At 58.9% G+C, this 21621-nt stretch carries 18 protein-coding genes and 1 tRNA gene; 13 read left to right on the forward strand and 6 right to left on the reverse strand.

The annotated features are described in order from the left end of the window. Positions 1 to 2 precede the first annotated feature (2 nt). Positions 3 to 767, forward strand: coding sequence for a GntR family transcriptional regulator (locus AAA138_RS00305; RefSeq protein WP_349089137.1), 765 nt, complete (start codon positions 3 to 5; stop codon positions 765 to 767). Between the two features lie 144 nt (positions 768 to 911). After that, positions 912 to 1880 (forward strand): SIS domain-containing protein, encoded by a 969-nt coding sequence (locus tag AAA138_RS00310; protein WP_349089138.1) that lies wholly within the window; start codon positions 912 to 914, stop codon positions 1878 to 1880. 379 nt (positions 1881 to 2259) lie between these two features. On the opposite strand, the gene AAA138_RS00315 is transcribed toward AAA138_RS00310, so the two are convergent. Beyond that, positions 2260 to 3237 carry an L-lactate dehydrogenase gene (locus AAA138_RS00315; protein ID WP_349089139.1) on the reverse strand — a complete coding sequence of 326 codons (978 nt, stop codon included), beginning with the start codon at positions 3235 to 3237 and terminating at the stop codon, positions 2260 to 2262. Between the two features lie 211 nt (positions 3238 to 3448). On the opposite strand from AAA138_RS00315, the gene metA reads away from it, so the two are divergent. Both metA and AAA138_RS00325 read left to right on the forward strand, forming a co-directional pair. Then, the gene (metA, locus tag AAA138_RS00320) at positions 3449 to 4375 is read left to right on the forward strand and encodes a homoserine O-succinyltransferase (protein WP_055310106.1); all 927 of its coding nucleotides are present in this window, start codon (positions 3449 to 3451) and stop codon (positions 4373 to 4375) included. 443 nt (positions 4376 to 4818) lie between these two features. Then, positions 4819 to 5802 (forward strand): hypothetical protein, encoded by a 984-nt coding sequence (locus tag AAA138_RS00325; RefSeq protein WP_349089140.1) that lies wholly within the window; start codon positions 4819 to 4821, stop codon positions 5800 to 5802. A 199-nt stretch (positions 5803 to 6001) separates the two neighbouring features. Here the strand turns inward: AAA138_RS00325 and AAA138_RS00330 are convergent, their stop codons facing one another. Together AAA138_RS00330 and AAA138_RS00335 are read right to left on the reverse strand one after the other, a co-directional pair. Further along, positions 6002 to 6598: a 5-formyltetrahydrofolate cyclo-ligase gene (locus AAA138_RS00330; protein ID WP_349089141.1), complete on the reverse strand. Its 597-nt coding sequence runs from the start codon at positions 6596 to 6598 to the stop codon at positions 6002 to 6004. Between the two features lie 363 nt (positions 6599 to 6961). Then, on the reverse strand, positions 6962 to 10000 hold the full coding sequence (locus tag AAA138_RS00335; protein WP_349089142.1) for an insulinase family protein: 3039 nt from the start codon (positions 9998 to 10000) through the stop codon (positions 6962 to 6964). Positions 10001 to 10280: 280 nt separating this feature from the next. Between AAA138_RS00335 and AAA138_RS00340 the strand changes: the two genes are divergently transcribed. From AAA138_RS00340 to AAA138_RS00370, 7 genes are all read left to right on the forward strand, one after another. Beyond that, on the forward strand, positions 10281 to 10985 hold the full coding sequence (locus tag AAA138_RS00340) for a GntR family transcriptional regulator (protein ID WP_349089143.1): 705 nt from the start codon (positions 10281 to 10283) through the stop codon (positions 10983 to 10985). A 135-nt stretch (positions 10986 to 11120) separates the two neighbouring features. Continuing rightward, positions 11121 to 11540 carry a PTS mannose transporter subunit IIA gene (locus AAA138_RS00345; RefSeq protein ID WP_195364138.1) on the forward strand — a complete coding sequence of 140 codons (420 nt, stop codon included), beginning with the start codon at positions 11121 to 11123 and terminating at the stop codon, positions 11538 to 11540. Between the two features lie 71 nt (positions 11541 to 11611). After that, a complete protein-coding gene (locus AAA138_RS00350) occupies positions 11612 to 12085 on the forward strand; it encodes a PTS sugar transporter subunit IIB (protein ID WP_138339750.1) in 474 nt (157 codons plus the stop codon). A gap of 194 nt (positions 12086 to 12279) precedes the next feature. Continuing rightward, a complete protein-coding gene (locus tag AAA138_RS00355; RefSeq protein ID WP_022094037.1) occupies positions 12280 to 13314 on the forward strand; it encodes an SIS domain-containing protein in 1035 nt (344 codons plus the stop codon). Positions 13315 to 13395: 81 nt separating this feature from the next. After that, complete coding sequence (locus AAA138_RS00360) at positions 13396 to 14169, forward strand: PTS sugar transporter subunit IIC (protein WP_349089144.1); 774 nt, start codon at positions 13396 to 13398, stop codon at positions 14167 to 14169. Further along, a complete protein-coding gene (locus AAA138_RS00365; protein WP_148345481.1) occupies positions 14169 to 15017 on the forward strand; it encodes a PTS system mannose/fructose/sorbose family transporter subunit IID in 849 nt (282 codons plus the stop codon). Before AAA138_RS00360 ends, AAA138_RS00365 begins: the two co-directional genes overlap by 1 nt. 430 nt (positions 15018 to 15447) lie before the next feature. Beyond that, positions 15448 to 16914: an ATP-binding protein gene (locus AAA138_RS00370; RefSeq protein ID WP_349089145.1), complete on the forward strand. Its 1467-nt coding sequence runs from the start codon at positions 15448 to 15450 to the stop codon at positions 16912 to 16914. A 100-nt stretch (positions 16915 to 17014) separates the two neighbouring features. Here AAA138_RS00370 and AAA138_RS00375 read toward each other — a convergent pair whose 3' ends face one another. After that, a complete protein-coding gene (locus tag AAA138_RS00375) occupies positions 17015 to 17506 on the reverse strand; it encodes a hypothetical protein (protein WP_349089146.1) in 492 nt (163 codons plus the stop codon). Positions 17507 to 17721: 215 nt separating this feature from the next. Between AAA138_RS00375 and AAA138_RS00380 the strand changes: the two genes are divergently transcribed. After that, entirely contained in the window at positions 17722 to 18804 is a 1083-nt protein-coding gene (locus AAA138_RS00380; RefSeq protein ID WP_349089147.1) for an HNH endonuclease, read from the forward strand. 444 nt (positions 18805 to 19248) lie between these two features. On the opposite strand, the gene AAA138_RS00385 is transcribed toward AAA138_RS00380, so the two are convergent. Continuing rightward, positions 19249 to 19935: a DUF5710 domain-containing protein gene (locus AAA138_RS00385; RefSeq protein ID WP_349089148.1), complete on the reverse strand. Its 687-nt coding sequence runs from the start codon at positions 19933 to 19935 to the stop codon at positions 19249 to 19251. Positions 19936 to 20160: 225 nt separating this feature from the next. Next, positions 20161 to 20235 (reverse strand) — tRNA-Val (locus AAA138_RS00390). 289 nt (positions 20236 to 20524) lie between these two features. Between AAA138_RS00390 and AAA138_RS00395 the strand changes: the two genes are divergently transcribed. Continuing rightward, complete coding sequence (locus tag AAA138_RS00395; RefSeq protein WP_349089149.1) at positions 20525 to 21547, forward strand: EamA family transporter; 1023 nt, start codon at positions 20525 to 20527, stop codon at positions 21545 to 21547. The last annotated feature ends 74 nt before the right edge of the window (positions 21548 to 21621 follow it).

A 21621-nucleotide genomic window follows, 5' to 3' on the forward strand; every position in this document is an offset into this window, starting at 1 on the left:
CGATGGTAGCCGATAGCAAGACCGAACGTTCCGAGCGCGCCGAGGTGTCCGCCGTGCCGCTGTACCAGCAGGTCATGGACGACCTAAAGGGCGAGATTGCGCGCGGCGTGTACGTGGCCGGCTCGCGCATTCCTTCCGAGATGGAGCTCGCGAAGTCCTACGGCGTGGGGCGCATCACCGTGCGCCGTGCCATCGAGGAGCTGTCGCGCGCGGGGTATCTCAGCCGCCAGCAGGGGAGGGGTACCTTTGTGTGCGCTCCCAAGCTCAAGCGCAAGATTCGTCAGAAGGGTGACGTCCAGAGCTTTACTGAGGGTTGTGCTGCCAACGACATGGTGCCGGGTGCGCGTCTGGTGTCGCGCACGGTGGTCGCGGCGACGTACGAGGATGCGGCGTTCTTTGGCGTGGAGCCCGGCTGCGAGCTTATCGTGGTCGAACGCGTGCGCACAGCCGACGGCATCCCTGTCATGCTTGAGAACAACACCTTTGTGCTCGCCGACCATCCCTATCTGCAGACGCTTGCCGACAAGGACCTCACGGACAATTCCATCTTTGCACTCGTTGCCGAGCATTCGGGTCGCGCGCCGCTCAAGTCCGACCCCTGCACCGTGGAGATTGCGCTTGCCGATGCTCAAGCGGCCCCACTGCTGGAGGTGCCGGTCGGCGAGCCGCTCTTCTATATGGAGGCGTACTTTACCGATGAGGACGAGCGCCCCTTGCTGCTCGGCCGCCAAAAGATCGTGGGCTCGCGCTACGTGTTCGACATCTAACGTCCACAGATAGAACAACATAGAACAAATTTGCTAAGATGACTTCACGGGCGTTGTTGCACGTGTTATAAATAGGACAACATAGAACGACAGCAGGTACGAGCTGCCGTCGCTCAAAACCGCCGCACAAGGAGGAACATCAGGATGAACGCACACGATCTGATTCAGGAAATCATCGAGCGCAAGGGCAAGATTGAGAACGTCTTTTGGATCGCCTGTGGCGGTTCGATGATCGACCTGATGCCGGCCAACGAGCTGCTCAAGCGCGAGGCCACCACGTTTACCTCGACGGTCTACACGGCACGCGAGTTTTGCCTGATGGCCCCCAAGAGCCTTGGCGAGAAGTCGCTCGTTATTGCCTGCAGCCACAGCGGCAACACGCAAGAGGTCGTCGATGGCTGCGAGATGGCGTTGGCTGCCGGCGCCGAGGTCGTCGCCATGACCGACTGCGAGGGCTCCAAGATTGACAACGGCAAGTGGATCACCTGGGTCTACCCGTGGGGCGAGGGCGTGCCGCAGGCCGAGGTGCCGCAGGGCATCGGCGCTCTGATCGCCGCCGAGCTGCTCGACCAGCAGGAAGGCTACGAGGCACTCGCCGACATGTACGAGGGCCTCAAGCAGATGGATGCGCTGCTGCCCGCCGCCCGCGAGAAGGTCAACGCCGAGCTGGGCGCCCGCTTTGCCGAGCTCTGCCAGCAGCACAAGTTCTTCTATATCCTGGGCTCCGGACCCAACTTTAGCCAGACCTACGCCATGGCCATCTGCTCGCTCATGGAGATGCAGTGGCAGCACTGCTGCTACATCCACTCCGGCGAGTACTTCCACGGCCCGTTCGAAGCCACCGAGCCCGGCGTGTTCTACTTTGTGCAGCTTGGCGCGGGCGAGTGCCGCCCCATGGAGGAGCGCGCTCTTGCGTTCCTCAACACGCACACCGACACGATCATGGTGCTCGACGCGCTCGAGTACGGCGTGGGCGAGGTACCTGCCAGTGTGCGTTCGTACCTGGAGCCGATCTTCTTCTACAACATGAGCTGCGAGCTGCGCGCCGCCCGCGGCAAGGTCTTCGACCACAGCCCCGAGGTTCGTCGCTACATGGGCATCGAGCAGTACTAATATACCGGGAATAGCCTCTCACGACGGGGTCTGCGCTGCGCGCAGGCCCCGTTTTGCGTTGTGGCGGCCGGATTCGTGTCTGCGCGAAAACGAAGGTGAATACTTTTCCGCGAAGTGAACGACCTATTTTGGACCCCCGAAGCATCCACACTTTTTGACGCCAAAACTGCAGGAAAAACTTGGCGAAACCGCAGGAAGCGGCGTCTGAAAAGTGTCGATGCTTCGGGGGCTCGTTTTTGCTCGTTCACTTCGCGGAAAAGTATTCACCTTCGATTCGCAAGGGCACTGCGTGAGTCAAAAAGGCGGGCCGCGCCGGGGATTTCCGGCGCGGCCCGCTTGGTATCGCGCTTAGATTCGCAAGGTTGCGGCAGCCAGCGGCCTACTTTGCGTCGTAGGCCTCGGCGTCCCACCAGTCGAGCTGGGCAATGTTGTCGCGGATGTGCTGGCAGCTCTTGTGGAAGCCCTCGAGCTCGTACTCGGACAGGTCGAGCGTGTAGACCTCCTCGACGCCCTCGGCGCCGATCACGCACGGCAGGGATGTGAAGATGCCCTCCTCGCCATACTGGCCGGTCATGAGCGTGGAGGCGGAAAGCACGGCGTGCTCGTTGTGCAGCACGGCGGCGCAGACGCGCGCGGCGGAGTTGGCGACGGCGTACTCGGTGCACTGCTTGCCCTGGTAGGTTACGTAGCCGCCCTTGCGCGCGAGCTCCTCAATCTCCATGTGGTCGAAGGCATACTTGTCGGGGTTCTCGGCCTGAAGTTCGTTGAGGCTCTTGCCGGCGATGGTCGCGGCCTTAAAGGCAGCCAGCTGGCTAAAGCCGTGCTCGCCGATCATGTAGGCGTCGATGGACTTGGGGCTCACGCCGACCTTCTTGGAGATCTCGGTGCGCAGGCGGGCGGAGTCCAGGCCGCAGCCCGAGCCGATGATCTTCTTGGGATCGTAGCCGGTCAGGTGCCACAGCTCGGTGCACACGACGTCGCAGGGGTTGGAGATGCTCACGAAGATGCCGTCGAAGCCGGCGTCGACGATGCGCTTGGCAAAGGAGCGGGCGGCGTCGGTGGTAAAGAACAGCTCGCCGTCGCGGTTGCCGGCGGCCAGCGCGACCTTGCCGGCGGCGTTGACGATGACGTCGCAGCAGGCCAGCTCCTCGTAGTGGTCGTAGCAGTTGACGATCTTGGTGTTGTACGGGACAAACGAAAGGGAGTCGCGCAGGTCCTGGACCTCGGACGTCACCTTGGCCTCGTTGATATCGCACAGGTACAGCTCGTCGGCAATGCCCTGCATGAGCAGGCTGTTGGCGACATGTGCTCCTACGTGGCCCTGGCCGACCACACCGATCTTACGCGTCTGGTACATATATGTATCCTTTCGGCCGAGTTTTTCGCGTCGAACCATTGTAGCGTCCTGCTACCACTTTGCTAGGATAAAGCGCCGCAGATTTTTGGGACATGCCTTAATCTCTACTTTTGGGGTGATTTGGGCCGCTGACGGCATCGCTGAGCGATGTGCTCGCGCGGATGGGGCCGCTCGTTGTACCATAGCTGCAACTGACTCGTAAGGAGCATCCATGCCCATTCGCATCCCCGACGCCCTCCCTGCCGCCGCGCAGCTCGAGAGCGAGAACATCTTTGTCATGACCGAGTACCGCGCGCTGCACCAGGACATCCGTCCGCTGCGCGTGCTCATCCTCAACCTCATGCCCACCAAGATCGCCACCGAGACGCAAATCATGCGCAAGCTCTCCAACACGCCGCTGCAGGTGGAGGTGGACCTGCTGCGCACCAAGACGCACGAGGCCACGCACGTAAGCGCCGGCCACCTGGAGACGTTCTACCGTACGTTCGACGACATCCGCGACATCCACTACGACGGCCTGATCATCACGGGCGCGCCGGTGGAGCAGATGCCGTTCGAGGAGGTCGACTACTGGCCCGAACTCTGCCAGATCATGGATTGGTCCACCACACACGTGCACTCTACGCTGCACATTTGTTGGGGCGCGCAGGCGGGCCTGTATCACCACTACGGTATTCAGAAGCACGACCTGCCGGCAAAGGCGAGCGGCGTGTTCGAGCATTATCTGGTGAAGCCTCAAAGCCCGCTGGTTCGCGGCTTTGACGACCGTTTCTATGCCGTGCATTCGCGCAACACCGATGTGCGCCGCGAGGACGTGGAGGCCGAGCCGCAGCTTGAGGTCGTGGCCGTGTCCGACGAGGTGGGCCTGTACATCGTCAAGTCGACCGACAGCCGCCGCTTCTTTGTCTTTGGCCATCCCGAGTACGATACCGACACGCTGCGTCTGGAGTACGAGCGTGACGTGAAGCGCGGACTCAACCCGGAGGTGCCGGCGCATTACTTCCCAGGTGACGACCCCACGGCCGAGCCGCGCAACGTCTGGCGCAGCCAGGCTCAGTTGCTCTACACCAACTGGCTCAACTACTACGTCTACCAGACCACGCCCTACGACCTAGCCCGCGCCGGCGAGGAGCACTAGGCTACGGCTGCTGCTGTGCCGGCGGCGTGACGAGCGTGGATATCCGGACGGACGAGCGTGGATTTTCGGACATTTACAAATCGAGCGTGGATAATCTCCCACTTCTGGCTTGAAACTAGACTCAAAACGGGAGATTATCCACGCTCATTTTTTAGGCATGTAGATGCCGATGGCTCGGCTAAGCGACGGTGCGTGCAGAGGCAAAGTCGCATTTGGCGTAGTCTTGAATCTCGACGGGTTTTTCTTTCTGATAATCCGATGGACCAAGGCCTCAAAATGTGGAGACAGGGACCTCTCGACAACCGCCCTACCTGCAGATATAAGACATCAGCCTAAAACGTCCAAAACCGTCAAGCATTTGGTCAGCGCCTGGACGGTATTTGGTCAGACTTCGCATGAAACCGTCTGGTACGTTTGCGCCGTTCCAAGATTTGGGAGGCGACATGGGAAACATGACGGCGAATCAAAGGCTTGCAAGTCACATTAAAGCATGCGAACAGCAGATGAGCTGCGTGTACGCGCGCACGGCGGCGGAGGCAAAGCAGATTGAGCGGCGGGCGGAGGCGGGAAGTCTCGAAGCGGTTATGCCGGGGCTGTATGCGCGTCCGGAATACTGGTCCGAGCTCAAGTTTCGGCAGCGTTATCTGCATCGGGTGCGGGCGCTTGCGCAAAAGCACCCCGACTGGACATTTTGCTCCTATACGGCGGCTGTTATCTATGGCCTTTCGGTTTCGCATGCCAATTTGACGCACATCCATATCGCCGCGATGCCGGCCCAATCGACGACGCCGGGCTCTCAGGTCATTCGTCATCGCTATGCTCGTCAAACACGGGCCACCCAGATGGATATCGCCGTAACCGATATCGATCAAACGATTACGGATTGCTTGGTCGATGCATCGTTTGTCGAGGGACTGATCATCGCGGATTCGGCGCTCCATGAGCAACTTTTGTCGAAGGAGCATCTCGTTGAGACTGTCGACAAGCTTGGCCTGAATCGTCGCGGTGTTGTGACGGCGCGCAGGGTTGCACGATGTGCCGATGGGCTGTCGGAAAGCGGCGGCGAGTCCAAGGCGCGTGCCCTGATGATCGAGCGCGGCTGGCAGACGCCGGAGTTGCAAGTTGAGCTGTTCGACCCGGTTGAGCCGGGACGACCGTATCGCGTTGACTACTTGTGGCGTGTGGGCGACCGACTGATTATCGGGGAGTTCGACGGATTCGTTAAAAGCGAGAAAGCGGCGGAGGAGGGTAAGCTTGCGAAGGCGCAGTTTGATGAGCGTCAGCGCGAGTCGAGGCTTTCGCTGCTTGATAACTGCAAGATCGTGCGCTTGTGCTGGGATGATCTGAGGGACCCGATAAAGCTCGATCGCAAGCTCAAAGTTGCCGGCGTACCGCGCGTGTGTGCTGAGGCGGTTGCAGAGCGTTGAGCCGCACGAGCGTGGAAATCCGGACGGACGAGTGTGGAAATCTGGACGCGCATTGGTTAAGCGTGGATTTTCGGACACACGAGCGTGGATTTTTGGACGCTTGTTGAATGAGCGTGGATAATCTCCCGTTTTTGGCTCGTAAGGGGGCTCAAAGTGGGAGATTTTCCACGCTCATCTTGCGGGTGCGATACAGCGGCGATCAGGCGCTGATGATGTGGGGTAGCGGCAGGTCGTGGGCGTCGGTGGGAACGTGGCCGACACGCTGCTCGTCAAAGGCTATGCCGATGATTTGACATGCGGACGAGAGCATGGGCAGGTAGCGGTCATAGCAGCCGCCGCCGTAGCCCAGGCGCGCGCCGGCGCGGTCGAATGCTACGAGCGGCACGATGATCATGTCGAGAGCTTCGGCAGGCACGATAGGGAAGCGACCGCTGCCGATGTCTGTGGCCGCGAAGGCCCGCGTGGGGTGGGCGATAAACGGCGCCGCGGACGCATCGTCGGCGGCAACTGCCCGCATGCACATGCGCTGGCCACAAGCTGCGGCGTCTGTTGCCGAGAACATGCACGGATAGGCCACGCGCCAGCCGTGTTTGGCGGCCGCAGCGGCAAACACGGCTGGGTCGACCTCGGAACCCATCGCGGCATAGACGGCAACGGTGTGCGGCGCTGCGGTACCCAAGTGATCCAACAGCTCAACAAGCCGCGCACAGATAACGGCAGACTTCGCGGCCCGCACATCCAAATCAAGAGCGTCGCGCCGAGCAATCACCGCCTTCCGCAACTCGGCCTTGTCCATCCCAACCTCCTCTAGCAAACCTACCAAAAAGGGACAGGTTTATTTTGGCAGGTTTTATCTGGGCAAACACCCAAACCACCACATAAGCCATCGCAAAGGGGGCGGTTCATGGACACCTTCGTGGGTTTTGACGAAGAGCGGGTGTTCGCGGCGGTTTGTCTCGATCTGTAACAGTAACTCGGCAAATTGGACCTAGATGTTACAGATTGAGACAAAGGGCCGGCGTCATCCGGAAACGTCTCGATTTGTAACATCTGGAGCCAATATTGCCGCCTTAGCGTTACAGATCGAGACAAATCGGCAGACTGCGGCAAAAGAAAAAGGTAGATTTTCGGTCATGTCCCAAAAATCTACCTTTGTGCGTTAGCCCAACAGGTCGACGACGTTAAAGCCGGCGTTGCTCTTGGCGATGACTTCGCGGCCGCCAAAGACGCAGGTGGGCGACTCGGCTGCGATGCGCGTCACGTCGGCGCCGAGCGAGCGCAGCTCACCGGGCGTGGCGGCGAGCATCTGGGCGCGACGCTCCTCGCGCGCATGCGGATCGAGCCCGGCCAGGTAGGTCGTGTTGCGGCGCTTGGTGAGCGCGTACGGCTTCACCGGCGCGTCCATGCCGCTCACGCAGCTCACGATAAAGCCCTCAAAGGCGGCCTCGTCGGGCTCAAAGCTGCCAAGCCATGCGCCCGCGCGCTCCACGCGCTCAATCGAAGGATCGATCGCCGGGTCGCGGTAGGTGTAGAACGCCGCCTGACGCTCGCCGGCCGCGCGGAATCCGCAGCCGTACGCACCACCCTTCACGCGGATCTCGTTCCACAGGTAGTCGTAGGAGAGCGCGTTGGCGGCAACCGCCCAAGCGCCCGTCACGTCAATGCCCAGACGACGCGGATCGCACGCACACGCGGCAAAGCAGATGTCGCTGGGGATCACGAAAGCCTCGTGGCGGTCGCACGGCGCCGGCACCACGAGCGCGTCGCGGCCGGCATCGGCGCCGTCGCCAGCGTCCAGCCCCAGGTCGCCCGCGGCATTCCAGTACGCGTCAAAGTCCTCGTCGCTGCCGGTAAAGCTCGCCATGCAGCCGTCGGCCACAAAGATGCGGCCCGCCAGCTCGGTAAGCTTGGCGCGCAGGCCGTCCAGGCGCTCGTCAAAGTGGTCGAGCAGATCGCGCAGGAACAGATAGAAATCAACGCCCGAAAGCTGCTCGCGCACCACGGCCGAAGGCGAGCTGTAGCTCATCGCGCGACCGAGCGCCGCCGAGTGGCCGTTGTTGATAAAGCCCTGCTCAAGCCCAATGCGAATCTGCGTGAGCACGTCGCGCATGCGGTCGGCGTCGGCGTCCGCCAAAAGCGTGCTCGACCATACCTCGCGCGGCAGACTCGCCAGTGCATCGATCTTCTCGGACAGGGCGCCGGCGCTCACCAGCAGGTAGGGGCGCACGCCGTCTACTTCGGGCTGCGTCATGACTTCGGTCGTAAAGCTCAAAAAGCCGAGCTTGCCGGCGAGCAAGTTATCGAGTTCCTCGGCCGAGTGCTCGCGCGTGGGCAGCTGCTTGAGCAGACGGCAGAGCAGCGTCACACAGGGCAGGTCCTCAAATGCGACGCAGCTCAGGTCGAAATACTGCATGGCGTAGGCAAGACGGTTGGTGGGAATGTTGTGGCGCAGGCAGGGGATGGGCGCAGTCGTGTCCACAACGAGCGGCGGCTCGGGGCGCGCCGCGCCAATGTCGGATACACGCAGACGCGGTAGCGTGGCCTTGTCCTCGGGCGTGTCCTCGGCCTCCTGCGCGGCACGCAGCGCGGCCGTGCACTCGACCACATCCGCCAGCTCGGCATCGGTCATGGCGTCGCGCTTGGCAGCCAGCTCGGCAGCTTCGGCACCCTCCGCACCCTCGGCGGCGTCCACCGGCACCAGCTCGACCAGCGCCATATGGTCGTTCTGGAGCACGAGCTCGCGCAGCAGGTCCTCAAAGTAGCTACCGTTCAGCTCGTCACGCAGCTCCTCGTACACCGGGCCGTACTTGAGCGCCAGCGTCGCGGCGTCGTCATCGTAGAGCCACGTGCTCAGCGCGTCGCACGCAATGGCCACGCCGTCGGCGATACCGTAGTCGCGCTGGCGCAGATCGTACTCGTTGCTGCTGATGATGGCTTCCAGGCGCTCGCGCGGAACTCCGTGCTCACACAGGTCGCGGCAGGCGTCCTGGAACACGCGGCGCAGCTCGCGCGCCACGCCGGGCTGCGCGTTTTGCAGCATGATGAGCTCGTAGGGCTGCAGGCACTCGGCCGCGGTGTAGCTCACCACGTTGCCGCCCAGGCCGGCGGCCAGAATGGCCTTCTTAACCGGTGCTTCGTTGGAGCCCAGCAGTGCCTCGAACAGGATGTCCGCCGCGATCGTGCGCTTGCGGTCGAGCGCGCTGCCCAGCACCAGACCCAGGCCCACCAAGGCGTTCTCGGGCGTGGTGGCCATCTCGACGCGCTTATACTCGCAGGTCACAGGCGCCTGCACGTCCAGCGGATTGGGTGCCAGCGTGGACGGGTCCTCGCCGGCGGCAACGGCAGCGTCCATGCGGCGGCTCGCAGCGCTCGACTGCGACAGATAACGCTCGTCCAAAAACGCCAGCGCGCGGTCTACATCTAGGTCGCCGTAGAGCGTTATATAAGAGTTGGAAGGATTGTAGTGGCGCGCGTGCGTATCCAGGAACTGCTCGTAGGTGAGCGCGGGAATCGCGCGCGGGTCGCCGCCGCTCTCGTGCGCATAGGTGGTGTCGGGATAGAGCGCGGCGTTGACGGCGTCGTCCAGCACGCTCATGGGGTCGGACAGCGCGCCCTTCATCTCGTTGAACACCACGCCGTTATAACGCAGCGTGCCCTCGCGCAGGCTCGCGGAGCCGTCCGCGCCCTCGGCGCCCTCCGGCAGGTCCAGCTCGTAGTGCCAGCCCTCCTGCTCAAAAATGGTCGGCTTGGTATAGATAGCCGGGTTGAACACCGCGTCCAGGTACACGTCCATCAGGTTGTACAGATCTTGCTCGTTGGTGGTGGCAACGGGGTAGATGGTCTTGTCGGGGTAGGTCATGGCGTTGAGGAACGTCTGCATGGAGCTCTTGATCAGGTCGACAAATGGCTCCTTGACGGGGAACTTGGCCGATCCGCACAGGACCGAGTGCTCAAGAATATGGAACACGCCGGTGGAATCGGCCGGCGGCGTCTTAAAGCCAATGGCAAAAGCCTTGTTTTCGTCGTCGCACGCCAGGTACAGCAGGCGAGCGCCCGAGGCAGTGTGGCGCAGCACGTAGGCGTCCGAGTCGAGCTCGGGCACGGTCTCGCAGCGCTCGACGGCAAAGCCGTGGCAGGTGGTGCCGGGCACCAGCAGCGCGGCGGCAGCGGCGCGCGGGTCGGTTGAGGTGGTGGGCATATGCAGTCTCCTTTGACGCCCCAACGGGGGCGAATCGAGTCGAATCCTCGTGAGTATACCCATATGGGGCCGCGGCTCTGCGGCGAACTGAAGACGATGTGGGTGGACTAGCCTAGCTAGGTTGATAACGAATGCCGCTGGTAGCCGCTGCACCCCGCTAAAGTGAAATAACACCCCGTTTACCGAATCATTTAGGAAATATATGGACTCCTAAAAAGTTCTAATACAATATAAGTCATCTATCTATAAGCTGCTGATTCCTTGCAAAGGTATGGTTGATATGGTTGAAGCAAATAGCGTTATCCCCCTGTACAAACAGATTGTCCGTGCGCTCTCTGATTCGATCGCCAACGGCACGTACCGCCCGGGAGATAAGCTTCCGACCGAGGCGGAGCTCATCGAGCAATTTGGCGTGAGCCGAATAACGGTTCGCTCCGCAATTAAAGAAATGGAAGATGCTGGGCTTGTTGAGAGGGCCCGCGGCAAGGGCACATTCGTTTCGTCGGACACACAGATGTATGCCGCGGACGACCGTGAGAGCTTTACCCATTCGTGCCAGCTTGCGGGAAAACAGGCGTCTACCAGGGTTCTCGCAATGGGCTGGGACTTCCCAAGCCTGCGAGACGCGAAGTTCCTGGGCGTAGACGATACCCAAAAGGTATTGCGTAGTCGTCGTCTGCGCCTTGTGGATGACAAGCCCACGATGCTGGAAACCAATAGCTATTCCGCTGCGCTTTCTTTTTTGGAGCATGAATCCCTCGAGGATTCGCTGATGGCGGTACTCGATTGCCAGGGGATCAAGATGGGCCCCAACACGCGTACGCTCGAGGTCTGCTATGCGAGCGAGCTCGAGGCGGCATACCTTAACGTGGAGCTGGACTCTCCGCTGCTTCTGTTTGTCGATAGACGTTATGCTCCAAGTGGCGAGCCGCTTTTCATCTCCCGTCAGGTGTACTGCACCGAGCGACTGAAGTTCTATTTGTAAATTAGAGATAGATTGGTCAATTTACCGACCAATTGCTACCGTTCGCGGATTTGGAAAATAGACACACCGCGTAGGGTAGATTGCTAATATACTTTATTATGACAATATAGTACGTCTTATTGATATTGGAGAACTATGAATAAGATATTGCTAGCGAGTCATGGTTATCTCGCCCAAGGTATGAAGAGCTCTCTCGAGATCCTGATGGGCGCCAACGACCGAATCGAGTGTCTGTGCGCCTATGTCGATGACGACACGAGGGATGTCGCAGCGCTTATCGATGCTTGGATGGAGTCGAAGGACCCTGCCGACTCTTGGTTTGTCGTGACTGACATCTTTGGCGGCTCTGTAAACAACGAATTCATTCAGAGGCAGACCGCCGGATCGTTTACGTTGATCACCGGAATGAACTTGCCGCTGCTGGTGGAAATGGCTACACAGCTGGACTCCCTGGATGCGGACAAGGCCAAAGCTGCGGTCGAGGGATCACGTTCGTTTATCATGCTTTGTGAGGCGGCGGACATGCTTGCCGATGTCGAAGAAGAAGAGTTCTAGTTAGTTCTGGTTCGAGCCCTAGCTAAGGGCCACGCCTGTCATTACCTTTATTACGTGCGGAGATGATTACGATGATTAAGCTTACGAGAGTTGATTACCGATTGATTCACGGCCAGGTCGCCATGTCTTGGACACATGCGCTGGATGTCGATTGCATCCTGTGTGCCAGCGACGCCGTGGCAAAAGACGACATGAGAAAAGCCGCATTGAGGCTAGCTCGTCCCAACGGCGTGAAGCTCGTCATAAAAGACGTAAACGCTGCTATCGAGGCGCTCAACAGCGGCGTCACCGACAAGTATTCGCTGTTTATCATTGTCGAGACGATCGAGGATGCCTATCGCCTTGCTAAGGGTTGCAAAGACATCAAGGAGATCAATCTGGGCGGAACTCGAAAGTCTCCCGAGACCACGCTTCATCCGACCCCCGCGATCTTTGCGACCGAAACCGATGCCGAGCATATCCAAGAGCTTGTCAACGATGGCGTGGTTATCGAAATCCGTCAGGTCCCCAATGACTCAAAGGTATTTGCCAAGGACGTTTTCTAGCTGGAAACATGCCATTGTCTGGCATTTATTAACTAGGTCCTCCTTTCTTAAGCCCGTCGATCATTTAATCGGCGGGCTTTTTATTAAAGAAAAATCAAAAAAATCTGAAATAGTTCTTGCATAGTTAGTTATATAAAGTATTATAACGTCATGGGATGAATGAAGGGTTCATCCAAGTGAGTTAGGAGTAAGGGATGTTCAATTTCGATGAGCCTCGTTACGAGAAGGTTGTGAGCGATGCCCTCGCTCTCCGTCCTCAGATTGAGGCTGCCGTGGACAAGGTCTGCGAGCAGGGTTATTCCAACATCTTCTTCATCGGCTGCGGCGGCACCTGGGCCCACACGCTCCCGATGAAGTATTGGGTCGAGACCACCACGGCCGACGTCGACGTCCACTGCGAGATTGCCGCTGAGTTCCTCGCATGCCCGCCCAAGACCTTCAACAAGGACTCGGTCTGCGTCTTCTCCACCCGTACCGGCACCACCCCCGAGATCATCGAGGCCGCCAAGTTCTGCCAGGAGCAGGGCGCCCGCACGCTGATGTATGTCTCCAACGACAACACCCCGGCCACCGAGTACGCCGATTACAAGTTCTTCAGCTTCGCCGAGGACGACGTCCTGTGCGAGGCCATCTACACCTACCAGATCACGCTGGTCGCACGCTTCCTCAAGAACGCCGGCGCCTTCCCCAAGTACGACACCTTCATGGAGGAGTTCGGCAACATCGCTCCGTACCTCATCAAGGCCAAGGACGCTCAGGACGAGCGCTGCGCCGCCATGGCCGAGGACTTCAAGGACACCGACTACCACATGGTGATTGGCTCCGGCATGCTCTGGGGTGAGGCCTACGACTACGCCATGTGCATCCTCGAGGAGATGCAGTGGATCAAGACCAAGTCTATCCACGCCGCCGAGTTCTTCCACGGCACCATCGAGCTGTGCGAGGAGGGCACGAGCCTCATCATGCTCTACGGCGAGGACGACACCCGCAAGCTCATGGACCGCGTGGACAACTTCACTCATATGCTCGCCGACGAGAAGGGCGTCCATGTCCGCGTGAACAAGTTCGACACCGCCGAGGTCGAGCTGCCGTTCAGCGACCCCGAGTTCCGCAAGATCGTCTCCCCGATGGTCACCTACACCATCACCGAGCGTCTGAGCTGCCATCTCGAGCACGTCCGTAACCACCCGCTCACCACGCGTCGTTACTATCACCAGATGAACTACTAATCCTTTCAAATTGCTGCGGTTGTCTGCAGGCGAGCTGCGCAGAATGCCTCGCCTGCAGACCTGTTTCTGAGGTTGATCGAAATGGTTGTCCAGTATCTTCTAGTTGCACTGGTCGCATTTATTGCGTCCATGGACGAGCAATTATTTGGCATTACGATGCTTGGTCGTCCGCTGTTTACGAGCCTGTTTGTCGGCTTGATCCTTGGCGATGTCCAGCAGGGCGTTATCGTCGGCGCTGCTTTGGAGTCCATGTTCATGGGCGCCATCATGGTCGGCGCGGCGGTTCCTCCCGAGGTCTATGCCTCCGGCGTGCTTGGCTGCGCGTTTGCCGTCATTACGGGTACGGGCACGGCAACTGCCGTCGCGCTCGCCCTTCCCGTCTCCGTCTTCCTTCAGGTGTGGCGCAACTTCTGCTACGCCGTTCCGGGTGCCTTTGCCTGCAAGAAGATTGAGTCCGCTCTGGCAAATCGCGATCTTGCCAAGGCGAACCTGTACCATCTGACCGTCGTGCCGCTGTCGATTGGCATTCCGTCTGCACTGCTGGTGTTTTGCTCGCTGTTCTTTGGTGCCGACCTCATCAACAATGCGCTCAACGCGATTCCGCAGTTTGTGATGGATGGCCTCAACGTTGCATCCGGCGTCATGGTCTGCATCGGCTTCGCACTTCTTATTAGGACCATGGGCGATAACAAGCTGCTTCCTTGGCTGTTCCTGGGATTCATTATGGTCATCTACCTCAAGATGGACGTTATCGGCGTCGCCGCAGCTGCCATTTGCGTCGCGCTGCTCCTGGCCTTCCGCGAGGGCTCGTCCGGTCCGCAGACGGTTGCTGCAGATGAAGAGGAGGACTTCTAATGGCTACCCAGAACACCGACCTCAAAGAGGCCAAGAAGGACGCGATTATGAGCCCCGATATGTATCGGAGCATGTTCCTTCGCCAGTTTACGAGCCAGTGCTCGCAGTCGTACGACAAGATGATGGCAATGGGCTTCATGTACACCATTCAGAAGCCCCTGCGAAAGATTTATCCCAACGACGACGATTACTATGCGGCGCTCGATCGCCATACCGAGTTCTTTAACATCACGCCTCATGTGCTTCCGTTTGTAGCCGGCCTAACGGTTTCGATGGAAGAGCAGGCGGCTGCCGATAAGAACTTCGACACGTCCTCGATTAACGCCATGAAGGTCGGCCTCATGGGACCGCTTTCCGGCATCGGCGATTCGTTCTACTGGGGTACGTTCCGCGTGGTCGCCGCCGGCATTGGTATTGGTATCGCTTCGACGGGCAACCCGCTCGGCCCCATCGTGTACGCGCTCATCTACTCCGTGATTAACTTTGCAACGCGTATCGTCGCAGCCCATCTGGGTTACGACCTGGGAACCAAGTTCCTGCAGCAGTCCGAAGAGAACAACCTTATGTCTCGCATGACGCATGCTGCCGGTGTCCTCGGAATGACCGTTATCGGCGCCATGATTGCGGCACAGGTCTCACTGTCCACTGCTTTGACCTTTGACGTGGGTGGTTCGGAGATTGTCCTGCAGGATCTGTTCGATTCGATCTTCCCCGGTCTGCTGCCCTTGCTGGCAACCTTTGCCTGCGTCGCCCTGTACAAAAAGGGCGTCAAGACCATTTGGATCATCTTGGGCATCTTTGCGATCTGCATCATCGGAACGGGCTTGGGAGTGTTCGCGGCGGCGTAATGTTGACTGCTATGCTCGCGCGTTGGATAACTAACTGACCGTTTGAAAACGGGGTTCGGCGTAAGGCCGGCCCCGTTTTTTGTTTGAGGGATTTTCCGACCGTTCAAAAAAACACGCTCGTCCATCACTCACGTATCTCTCAGCCCTCATTCGTCACTAATACGAGAGATAGCAGAAAGACGAGAGATAATTACGAGAGATAACTGAGCAGCAAAGAGACAAGCAATCATGGTATTGTCTCAATACTGATTGTTCTACCAGCAAAAACATGTTTAAATGAAGCAGATGGCAGACATCTTTTCTTTCATCTCTCACTTATCTCTACTATGAGAGATAGCAGAAAGATGAGAGATAATTACGAGAGATAACTGAGAGACGAAGGAAATCTATTCGCGGCATTCTCCGCCGGGCTGAGCGAAAGGACGCGCAGATGAACGAAAACGAGCTGACCGGTCTGCTCGAGTCTTTAAGGCGCATGGGCTCGGATGATCTTAACGTCGAGGTCAAGGAGAGCGCCACGACGCTTTCCCGCGACGTATGGGAAACGGTTAGTGCATTCGCGAATACCGCTGGCGGAATTATCGTGCTCGGCGTGAGCGAGCGCGCGGGCTTTGTCCCGGTTGAGAACTTTGAGACCGAGAAAGTGCTCAACCAATTCGTGGCGGGCATGGGCGATGCCGGCGGTCGCGGAAAGCTGGCCAATCCGCCCAAATACACCATTGAGCGCGTGGAGCTCCAGGGCACCGTGGTTCTGGTCATCACGATTGAGGAGCTCGACCCGTCGAGCAAGCCTTGCTATGTCATAGAGCGGGGCGCTCAAGGTGGCAGCTACAAACGCATCGATGACAAAGATGTCCCGCTTTCGTCGACCGAGGTTTTGGCACTGTCGTCATACGAACGGACGAGCCCTAGCGATCGCGATGCGGTGCCCGGCACGAGTGTGGGCGATCTCGACGAGTCGCTGGTCGACCGCACGATAGAACGCGCCTATTCGTTGACGCCTCGAGCGATGCGTGGTGCGACGGACAAGAAGACAAAGATGGAGCGTCTGAATCTCCTCGACTTCCAGGGCAATGTTACCAAGGCCGGCCTCCTTGCCGCGGGCGTTTACCCTCAGCAGTTCTATCCCAAGCTCTTCATTGATGTGGCTGTCCATGCGGGAACTCAAAAGGGCGCTGCGGGACCGCTAAGATTTATGGACCGCACAGTCTGCGAGGGCACCCTGGGCGAGATGATTTCGGATACTGTCGCGGCTGTCGCCAAAAACCTGCGCCGCACCTCTACCGTCCAAGGCATCTCGCGTATCGACTCGCTGGAGATTCCCGAGGAGGTCCTGCGCGAGGCAGTCGCCAACGCGGTTATCCACAGGGAATACGGGGATCGGTTCTGTGGGCAATCGATCGCCGTCGACGTTTTTGACGACCGTATCGAGGTGACGAATCCCGGCGGCCTTTATGGAGGGAAGACTCGCGAGAGCTTGTTTGACGGCAGCTCCCGATGCCGTAACGCGACGCTCGTGAAACTCATGTCGATTGTCCCGCTGCCGGATGGCGCAGGTTCGCCGGCTGAGGGCAATGGCTCGGGCATCCCGATGATGATCGATGCCATGCGCGCGCATGGTCTGGCCGAGCCCCTGTTCTGCCCGGGGTTCGATCGGTTCAAGGTCGTACTTTACCGTTCAAAGATCGAGCCGGTCGATCATGGCGGGGGCTTAATTGTGACGGCACTCAAACACTACGGCGAGCTGGGGACGCGTGAGCTGGCAGAACGCACGGGGCTTACAATTTCCCAGGTTAGGTCGCGCGTCAACGCGCTCATTGCTCAAGGCGAGCTTGAGCCCACGGCGCCGGCGACGAGCCGCAACCGCAAGTATCGACTGTCAGAGCGCGTGGAATAAATGCGTTAGTGGACGAGGCGACCCAATAATCGACCCTCAATTGGCGCCCACTAAGGTAAAGCGGTTGTTACTCAGTCGACGGTGATGCTAAAGACTCGGCTTACGCCGGCATGGCCCCGAACCCGTCCATCAAGAACAGCCTAAGAACCAGCTTGATGACATTTCCCGGTTTGACTTCAGCCGCGTCAAAGACGTGGCGCTCGGCGAGCTCGCTGCAGTATGCATAGATGTTGCGGATAAGGTCCGCGCCCGAAAGCGTAAACATGTAGCCTGCGTCCGAAAGCGCATTGGGCGCGGCGGGCAACTTGGCCATGTGGCAGAACGTTTGCAGGTCGGGCGCCATAACATTCTGGTAGTCGAGGTGGCCGCCGGCATCCTGTTCGGCAAGCTCCAATTGGCGCACGAAATCCAGCGCCGCTGCCAGCACAAAGCTCGGCGTAGGCGCGTTGACGTCCTGAGTGGTCGCCACGAGCCTGCCCGCCGCCTGCGTGACAAGCCAAGCGACCTCGCGCTGGCAACGCACGGCCTTGCGCGTAACCGGCTTGATGGACGAAGAAGAAACGCTCCCCTTAGGCGGATTCGAAGCAGCCATAAGACCCTCCCATGAACAATCCGGCCCAACAAGCCCGGATGAAACACGTGCTACATCAGTATACAAGGGAGTGGTGTAGCGGGGTACAAGCGCGCCAGCGGCAAACCGAGAGCATCAACGATGCGCCGATCGCGGAATGAGATCTCGTAATAATTGACTTTCGGCCATATTATTGAGGGGCATGACTCGCGTTCGTATGGTTGTAGGTGCTGGCGATGAACGACATTGACCTTGCTGTTCCGTTGATGGATGGGCCAAGCTATGACCGTGCCTGCAGTCTCGTTCCTTCTGAATACGTTGAGGCATGGGAGTGGTTTCTGGGTGAGGAGCAGCGCGGCGGCGTTTGGACCAGCCTTCCGCACCACACCAAGAAAGATAGCCCTCAGTATCAGTATCGTTTGAGAATTGGCTCGGACTTCTTTCCCGTAACGCGGGATTCAGGGATCTTCTGGCCGGGCCAGGATCGGGTGAAGCAAGATCCCAATAAGATCTTTGCGCTTTCGGTCCATAACTCTAAAAAGAGCTTCTACACCGATGTGCCTCCGCTCTATTTGGACGATGGTACGTGGGTCATTAAGTACTCGGTTCAAGCGCCGGGTACCGTTGGTTTTCGAGACCAGAATTACAACCGTAAAATGCTCAACTGCATGGAATGTGGCGTTCCAGTCGGAGTCATATTTGCAACCGAGGTGGGCTATAAGGTGCTCGGCCTTGCGTTTGTTGAGCGGTTCGAGCCCGAAAACGGATGGTTTGTTCTGCACGGTCCTGTTCATAAAGGCGGACCGGACCCTCGTTTTGCGCCCGACATGAGTTATCTGAAGCACATGCCCGTCGATATTGAGTTTGCCGGACAGGGTGCGACCGACGACGAAAAGGTCCGCTATGCGTTAAGGCGCGAGCGATTGGGGCAGCAATGGTTCCGCAAGCAGCTCGTTGCCGCCTATGACGGCCGTTGCGCGGTGTCGGACTGCGGCGTCAGCGAAGCTCTGGAGGCTGCACATATCGAGAATTACTCGGGACCCAAATCGCAGGTTGCCAGCAATGGCATTCTGCTTCGGCGCGATCTTCATTCCCTATTTGATGCTCACCTGATTTCGTTTGAGCCTGTTTGCGGCGAATATCGGCTGTGCGGATCGTACCTGCTGGATAAGACCGACTACGCTTCCTTTGCGGGTGCGACGCTAAGGCAGCCGAATGAGCGTCAGTGGCGACCCAATACGGTGTTTCTTGAGGCCCATCGCATCGAGTTCGATCGCTCGGAAAAGAAGCGTGAAAAGGCGGGGCTTCTGCCGTATTAGCGTATTTGGCTTTGGCATTCTTTGACGATCGTGTTGTTTGATCGGATCGCGTGGCGATGCAATCTCGCGCACGCCCGCCGGTGCATGCTCTTCCTGTTTTGTATAGCGAGAGGGGAGCGTGTATGAGCTGGCGAGGCGATATTGCGATGGGGAAGTACGGAAAACTGCCGTGTGCCCTTATAGACAACAATATGTTTCCGAGCGTAGAGGTTGATTGCGGGTCGTTTGTCGTCACCTGCCCTCGCTGCGGCTCGCAAATACCGTGTCTCGACATTCGGTTCATCGATGCGCGCGACAGACTCAGCGACGAAGTGAGAAAACAGACAGGCGTTCATATGCCGGTGTATCCGGAGAAATGCCCTGTTTGTGGCCTCGATATCGTGTATGACGCCGGCGACGAGGGATAGGTGATGCGGAGGAGCTGGCTGTGAGTGTCTTTTGCCTCTACAAATAAATCCCCTCACCGAGTTGCTTGTGGAACTCGGCGTGATGGTCGCGTGCCCAGGTAAAGAGGGCCTGGTCAAAGTCGGTGCGCGTGGCCGGGATGCCAAAGACGCCGGCAACTTCGACGCGCACAAACTCCAGTGCCGGCAGCTTGTTGATGGCAGTGAGGGCAAACGGGGACGAGGGCTCCTCGGACAGATAGCGGCTGCCTTGCAGCGCGTCGCAACTGGTGCACGTGTTGCCGAGCGACGGGGCTTTGGAGGCTCGCGCGCCTACGGGCTTGTAGCCGCAGCGCTTATGAAGGTAGTCGCGGATCTCGCCCGGCACGCAGCCAAGAGCGGGTACGATGGCGAGTGCGTTGGCGTTGGCCGTGTCGATGGCAATGTGCCCGGATTCGTTGGGCGCGTGCGCGATGGCGACGCTCTCGTCGTTATCGGTTCGATAGGGAATGCCGAAGGCCGCGACCGAGGTCTCTTTGTGACACTTCCAGCACTCGCGCTTGCCCAGTACTAGAAATATATACGGCGCAGAGGGGTCGGATCGGTCAACACCGGGCAGCCACTCGGCAAAGGGCTCGGGGTTGACGCCGCTGGGTACATACCAGATCTTCTTGGTCCGGTCCCATTTGGCGCCCAGCGCCTTGGCTTCTTCTTTGTGCGAAAAGGGGACATCGAGCTCGGTGCGCATGGCGGCTCCTTGGTGCTGCAGGTGCAAGTGGCTCAAGGATACCGCAGGGCGCAGACATCGCGGCGTTTTGCTGAGAAGTTGCGGTGCGGACTGATTGGTTATGCCGATGGATATATCGGCTAGTAGATGGTCGGCTTTTGGCTAGTTGGGCGGTTGGAGCTGCCAGCGGATTTGGCGACATAAAACAAAACAGCTCAGAGACATAGCCTCTGAGCTGCGAACATTTGGTGGGCGTTAGAAGATTTGAACTTCTGACCTCTTCCGTGTCAGGGAAGCGCTCTCCCCCTGAGCTAAACGCCCGATCAAGGGTGCGCAAGCGCGCAAGGGATAATATAACGGAGCCTGAACTCGGTGGCAAGAACATTTTTAAAAATCGCTTACATTGTGGAATTCGGGGGCTTTGTCATATCCATTTCAAAAGAGCCTGCTGCCGCGATTTGGCTGTCGCATAATGCAAGGCCATTGCGGTATCGAGCTATGGAAAGACGCCTGCGGAATTGTCCTACCGATAAGCGGGCAAGCCTCCAGCTGATGCCTTCGCCGTGGTAAGGTAAGCCGAATTGTTTCCAGGCCGTTTCGGGGGAGTGGAATGAGCAAAGAGTGTGCCGAGCAGGTCGAAGGCGCAGGGGCTTCGGTGCCGATGACCGATATATCGAACATTGATGTGCCCGAGGGCACCGACGAGCTCAGCCGCAGCACCCGCCGTGCATGGCGCGACCGTCTCAACGACGCCCAGACGCGCAAGATAATCACGGGTGTTTTAGCCACGCTTGTGGGCGGCTCGTTTTGGGGCTTCTCGGGCACCAGCGCGAGCTTCCTGTTCGATACCTACCATGTCGATACGCTGTGGCTTATGAGCATACGACAGATTCTCGCCGGTCTGCTCTTTATGGTCGTGGTTGTCACGCGCGACCGCGCACGCCTGGTCAAGCTTTGGACGACGCCCGCTGATCGCAAGCAGCTGCTGCTCTTTACCGCTTTTGGCCTGCTCTTTAACCAGTTTTGCTATCTTTCGGCCGTGCGCCTGACCAATGCCGGAACCGCGACGGTGCTCCAGTGCCTGCAGCTCGTTATCATCATGGGCTACGCCTGCGTGACCGATCGCCGCATGCCGCGCACTCGCGAAGTCATCGGCATTGGCCTGGCTCTGGGTGGAACCTTTTTAATCGCCACCGGCGGCGACCCCACCAGCCTGAATATCTCGCCGCTTGGCCTGGCAGCAGGTCTTATGTGTGCGGTCAGCGCCGCGTGTATGGCGGTGATTCCCGCCAAGATCCTGCCCGAATACGGCAGCCCCATCGTCACGGGCTCGGCAATGCTCACGGCGGGCGTGGTCTCGTGCGTCTTCGTGCAGCCTTGGGCACATATGCCGGCGCTCGACGCCGCCGGTATCGAGGCGCTCGCGGTGTTCGTGGTTATCGGCTCGTTTTTTGCTTACATGCTCTATATGCAGGGCGTTAAGGACATCGGCTCGGTGCGTGCGAGCCTCATTGGAACTGTGGAGCCGGTTTCGGCGACCATCACCAGCGCCGTTATGCTGGGCACGGTGTTTTTGCCGACCGATCTTATCGGCTTTGCCATGATCATCGTGATGATGTTCCTCACGGTGTAGCTGGCGCCTCCGCCAAGACAGAAAAGGTGTTGTGCCGCATTTTCGCCAATTGACGTCCGTGTCTGGAGTTTAGC

Origin of the sequence: Collinsella sp. CLA-JM-H32B, from assembly GCF_040098065.1 — a bacterium.
GTDB lineage: Bacteria > Actinomycetota > Coriobacteriia > Coriobacteriales > Coriobacteriaceae > Collinsella.

Coding starts and splice junctions, on each gene's coding strand:
- AAA138_RS00305 (WP_349089137.1), top strand. CDS start 3: ATGGTAGCCGATAGCAAGACCGAACGTTCCGAGCGCGCCGAGGTGTCC.
- AAA138_RS00310 (WP_349089138.1), top strand. CDS start 912: ATGAACGCACACGATCTGATTCAGGAAATCATCGAGCGCAAGGGCAAG.
- AAA138_RS00315 (WP_349089139.1), bottom strand. CDS start 3,237: ATGTACCAGACGCGTAAGATCGGTGTGGTCGGCCAGGGCCACGTAGGA.
- metA (WP_055310106.1), top strand. CDS start 3,449: ATGCCCATTCGCATCCCCGACGCCCTCCCTGCCGCCGCGCAGCTCGAG.
- AAA138_RS00325 (WP_349089140.1), top strand. CDS start 4,819: ATGGGAAACATGACGGCGAATCAAAGGCTTGCAAGTCACATTAAAGCA.
- AAA138_RS00330 (WP_349089141.1), bottom strand. CDS start 6,598: ATGGACAAGGCCGAGTTGCGGAAGGCGGTGATTGCTCGGCGCGACGCT.
- AAA138_RS00335 (WP_349089142.1), bottom strand. CDS start 10,000: ATGCCCACCACCTCAACCGACCCGCGCGCCGCTGCCGCCGCGCTGCTG.
- AAA138_RS00340 (WP_349089143.1), top strand. CDS start 10,281: ATGGTTGAAGCAAATAGCGTTATCCCCCTGTACAAACAGATTGTCCGT.
- AAA138_RS00345 (WP_195364138.1), top strand. CDS start 11,121: ATGAATAAGATATTGCTAGCGAGTCATGGTTATCTCGCCCAAGGTATG.
- AAA138_RS00350 (WP_138339750.1), top strand. CDS start 11,612: ATGATTAAGCTTACGAGAGTTGATTACCGATTGATTCACGGCCAGGTC.
- AAA138_RS00355 (WP_022094037.1), top strand. CDS start 12,280: ATGTTCAATTTCGATGAGCCTCGTTACGAGAAGGTTGTGAGCGATGCC.
- AAA138_RS00360 (WP_349089144.1), top strand. CDS start 13,396: ATGGTTGTCCAGTATCTTCTAGTTGCACTGGTCGCATTTATTGCGTCC.
- AAA138_RS00365 (WP_148345481.1), top strand. CDS start 14,169: ATGGCTACCCAGAACACCGACCTCAAAGAGGCCAAGAAGGACGCGATT.
- AAA138_RS00370 (WP_349089145.1), top strand. CDS start 15,448: ATGAACGAAAACGAGCTGACCGGTCTGCTCGAGTCTTTAAGGCGCATG.
- AAA138_RS00375 (WP_349089146.1), bottom strand. CDS start 17,506: ATGGCTGCTTCGAATCCGCCTAAGGGGAGCGTTTCTTCTTCGTCCATC.
- AAA138_RS00380 (WP_349089147.1), top strand. CDS start 17,722: ATGAACGACATTGACCTTGCTGTTCCGTTGATGGATGGGCCAAGCTAT.
- AAA138_RS00385 (WP_349089148.1), bottom strand. CDS start 19,935: ATGCGCACCGAGCTCGATGTCCCCTTTTCGCACAAAGAAGAAGCCAAG.
- AAA138_RS00395 (WP_349089149.1), top strand. CDS start 20,525: ATGAGCAAAGAGTGTGCCGAGCAGGTCGAAGGCGCAGGGGCTTCGGTG.